Source organism: Phormidium pseudopriestleyi FRX01, from assembly GCF_017313335.1.
Lineage (GTDB): Bacteria > Cyanobacteriota > Cyanobacteriia > Cyanobacteriales > Laspinemataceae > Laspinema > Laspinema pseudopriestleyi.
The window spans coordinates 1-4,331 of record NZ_JAFLQW010000100.1 but is presented as its reverse complement, the minus strand read 5'-3'; the positions used below and the strand labels follow the sequence as shown (position 1 = coordinate 4,331).

The 4,331-nt window shown below is 48.4% G+C and carries 3 protein-coding genes; all 3 read left to right on the top strand.

The annotated features are described in order from the left end of the window. A partial coding sequence (locus J0895_RS04040; protein WP_207086839.1) for a diguanylate cyclase occupies positions 1 to 2,913 on the top strand: 2,913 nt, incomplete at its 5' end. Positions 2,914 to 2,960: 47 nt separating this feature from the next. Next, entirely contained in the window at positions 2,961 to 3,167 is a 207-nt protein-coding gene (locus J0895_RS04035; protein ID WP_207086838.1) for a hypothetical protein, read from the top strand. Positions 3,168 to 3,177: 10 nt separating this feature from the next. Further along, a complete protein-coding gene (locus J0895_RS04030) occupies positions 3,178 to 4,098 on the top strand; it encodes a hypothetical protein (RefSeq protein WP_207086837.1) in 921 nt (306 codons plus the stop codon). Positions 4,099 to 4,331 lie beyond the last annotated feature (233 nt).

Sequence of the window (4,331 nt, the reverse complement as noted above, 5' to 3'; positions counted from 1 at the left end):
GTTGGCCTATTAACCGAATGGGATTTTGTCCGACTCGGAGCGAAAAAAACTGACTTAAAATCCCTGACTGTTCGGGATGTTATGAATGAGAATATTATCACCCTGAAAGAGACAGAATTTAGGGATATTTTCAGCATTTTAAAACTATTTAGAAGTCATAAAATTCGCCATCTTCCCTTATTAGACGAAACCGGAAATGTCCAAGGAATTGTCACTCTCGATAGCATTCGCAAAGTTATTAAACCGGCAGATTTACTCAAGGGAAAACGGGTGGAAGAAGTGATGGCAACCGATATCATTCACATCCCCCCGACCGCCTCTCTCCTGGAAGCGGCTCATTTAATTGCTGAATACCGAGTGGCCTCTATTATTATCACAGAAAACATAGAACCGTCATCGGATCAAGCGGACATGAACCCCCCCTCATTTTCCTTACCTGTGGGAGTGATCACCGAACGAGATATTTTGTCTTTTATGGCTTTAGAACTCGACCTAGAGCAGATCCAAGTGGGAGATGTAATGAGTGTACCCCTGTTGTGTTTAAACCATCAGGAATCTGTCTGGACGGCTCATCAACAAATGCAGCGACAGCGGGTTGAACGCTTAGTTATTTGTGGAAATCAAGGGGAACTCCTAGGGATTATCACTCCGGAAATTTTAATGCAAACCCTAGACCCAAGTCAACTGTATAGCGTGATTCATGGATTAGAACAAAAAGTGTGGAAACTCCAAGCTGAAAAAGTCGAATTGTTGCATAGTCGTAATATTCAACTAGAAAGAGAAGTCAACCTTCGCACGGCAAAACTGCATGAACAGGCATCCAAAGAACGGCTGCTGAATAAAATTGCCCTCAGAATTCGGGAATCGTTGAATCTTCATGAGATTCTGAATACGACGGTATCCCAAGTCAGACAGCTTTTAAAAACGGACCGGGTGATTATTTATCAATTTGGCCCGGATTGGAGTGGAAAGGTCGAAGTTGAATCGGCGCGGGATAAACACCTTTCAATTTTAGGTAAAACCATTCAAGATATTTGTTTTGAGGAAATAGCCCTAGACTGGTATCAACAAGGGAATACTAAAGCAATCGATGATATTTACAATGCCAATTTAACCCCCTGCCACATCCAGTTTTTAGAACAGTTTCAGGTTCGGGCTAATTTAGTCGTGCCAATTTTGCAAGGGGAAGAGTTATGGGGATTGCTGATTGCCCACCACTGTCTCGATCGCAGAAAATGGAACCCCTCAGAAATTGACTTTTTAGAAAAATTGGCAACCCAGGTGGCGATCGCCATCAATCAATCCACCCTATTTCACCAAGCGCAAAGCGAACTTGCCCGCGCCAGTCGAGCCGAAGCTGAATTACAAGAAGCCAAAGATGAATTAGAAATAAAAGTCCAAGAACGCACTGCCGAATTAAAAGCAGCCAATGAGCAATTACAACGGGAAATTCAAGAACGTAAACAGGCCGAAACGGAACTGCTATCTAGCCAAAGATTTATTCAGAGAATCGCTGAAACAACTCCGAATATTCTGTACATTTATGACCTAGTGCAGGAGAGAAATGTTTATCAAAATCGGTCGATTGGGGAAATTTTGGACTATACCCCAGAACAGATTGAGGAAATTGGAGAGAACATTTTTCAAGAAATTTTGCATCCTGATGATGTAGCCCAGGTCACCGAACATTTCCAAGAACGTATCCTCCTCAAAGAGGAAGAAATCCTAGAAATGGAATATCGGCTCAAAGACGCCCAAGATCGCTGGCGGTGGTTTATTAGCCGAGATATGGTCTTTTCCAGAAATGCCGAAGGCTTACCCAATCAGATTCTGGGGACCGCCACAGATATAACCTCTCGTAAACGAGCAGAAGAGGAGTTGCAACAAGCCAATGTCAACCTGAAGGGATGGATCAGCGAACTGGAACTGCGGAACCAAGAGATGGATATGCTGGGGCAGATGAACGAATTTCTACAAGCCTGTTTTAGTGTAGACGAGGCCTACAAAGCCCTAGACACCCTCCTGCAACCGTTATTTCCGGGGACCTCTGGTGCTGTCTTCATGATGAATGAGTCCAAAAATTTAGTAGAGGCAATGGCAAAGTGGGGGGATGAACTGCCGACCCATACCCTGTTTTCCCCGAGTGACTGTTGGGCATTGCGTAGAGGCCGCCTGCATTGGATCGATCGCACCAATGCCGGATTAGCTTGCAAACATATTCACTCGAATCATAACCCAGCCCAGTCCCTATGCGTGCAGATGATTGCTCAAGGAGAAACCTTGGGAATTCTGTACTTAGCCAGTGAAGACGAGAGATATCTAACCCCCGGGAAGCGCCAATTAGCGCGGACTGTTTCCGAACAAGTGTCTTTGGCCCTGGCTAACTTAAAACTGCGCGAAACCCTGCACCAGCAGAGTATTCGCGACCCCCTGACTGGGTTATTTAACCGGCGATATTTGGAAGAATCGTTGAATCGCGAGATTCATCGCGCTTTGCGAACTAAGCGATCGCTGGCAGTGGTGATGATTGATGTGGATCGATTTAAGCAATTTAACGATACCTACGGTCATGATGCCGGGGATGCCGTTTTGCGAGAACTCGGAACCTATTTGCAAACCCATGTCCGCACCTCAGACATTGCCTGTCGCTATGGCGGGGAGGAGTTGACTCTGATTTTCCCAGATGCGGATTTAGAAGATGCCGCCCTCCGATCCGAGGTTCTGCGCCAAGGGATCAAGGAGTTGAAAATTACTCATCGCGGTCAAACCCTGGATCAGATTACCATATCGCTGGGGGTAGCCGCCTGTCCTGATTGCGGGACCGAGGGGAATGACGTGATTAAAGCCGCTGATGCCGCCCTGTATCTGGCCAAAAAAGAGGGACGCGATCGCACCGTTGTGGCCTCCCCTTGAGGGCATCGCGGGACCCCGTGGGGTGAAAGCGTGACTCTTTTGATTCTGTGGGGGAAGAAACAACCGTAACCTCCCAAGGGAGAAGTCACTCCAGTAATTTTATCCAGAAAATCCTTTGGGGAAGAGTCTCCCGAGGATTTCCGGGATTGGGATATCAAAAGCTGTTGCTAGGGGCGATCGCAGATGTAGGATTGATAGACCATCACCAGTGGTCAAACGCGGGCATGGTAGAGAAAATAGGGGATCCCCGGTAGGCAATCAAGAATGAACAAAGCGGCCCAGGATACTGCATCGGAGAGTGCAGCGGCACTGCTGACTCACTATAGCTTCGATCTCGGCGGCTACAGCACCGGGGAATTGATTGCCGAATGGCTCCTAGAGTATCCGGCAGCTTGGGTGCGTCTAGGTACTATTGAGGCTTTATATCAAGGACGGTATAAAGCCCTGTCCGTGACCCATATTTTAGCCTGTTGGAAACGCCGAAATCAGGCCCTCTATCATTTCAATCATGAATTTGAACGGTTAGTCTCCAGTCAACTGCCGAAAGGTTGGACTAGAGCAGACACAGCACAGAAAATGACATCTACACAGGGGTTGACGGAAGTATCCCAAACTGGGGTATTCCCCAGGGCGATTCCCAGTTCCGATGTCCGGCCCTTGGAAGGAGAAACATCTCGCCACCATCTCCCCCAGAGTGCTGTATTAGAAACCTCGGCGATCGCCACTCCCGAGGATAATTCTGCCCCACCGGACTCCGAAGCCCCTATCCCTGCACTGCCCGGTTCCCAGGAGTCAGATCCGTTATCACCGGAACTCTCTCCCATTGACCTAGAAGAGGCCCAACTCCCCTCAAACTCACCCCACCAGACCCGCAATCCAGGGATGGAAGAGACGGGAACTACAGGGATACCCGAGGCGATCGCACCCCACTCCGATGATTTACTCGGGGACCTCTGGCTCGATCTCCCTCAACTTCAGCCTATCCGTAACCCAAAACCCACATTCACTGACTTAAAACCCTCCTCTGAATCCGCCACCGCCATTGAGGAACCACAGACGGAGGAATCATCAGAGGCGATCGTCAACAACAGTCCCATCCACCAGTTCACCCCCCAAGAAACCTCCTCAGATTTCTACTCCAAGCTCAAAGCAGTCTCCCAAAAACAACCCCAATCTCCCCCCTAAATCCTCCCGTTCTTCAGTCGTTTTCCATGTTCGCAATTCAATCAACAGCTATTCCAAAGGGAGCATCCCAATGAAAGCAGCCCTCACCCTAAATCCCTCTCCCCCTTTGGGAGAGGGATTTAGGGTGAGGGCTTCTCCCTTTTTGGGAGAAGGGGCGGGCTTACAAGAGTAGGTTTTTTACGCTCATAGTGATTTGCCTTACGAACGGTCCCCGGACCTTGGCAAGGTCCGGG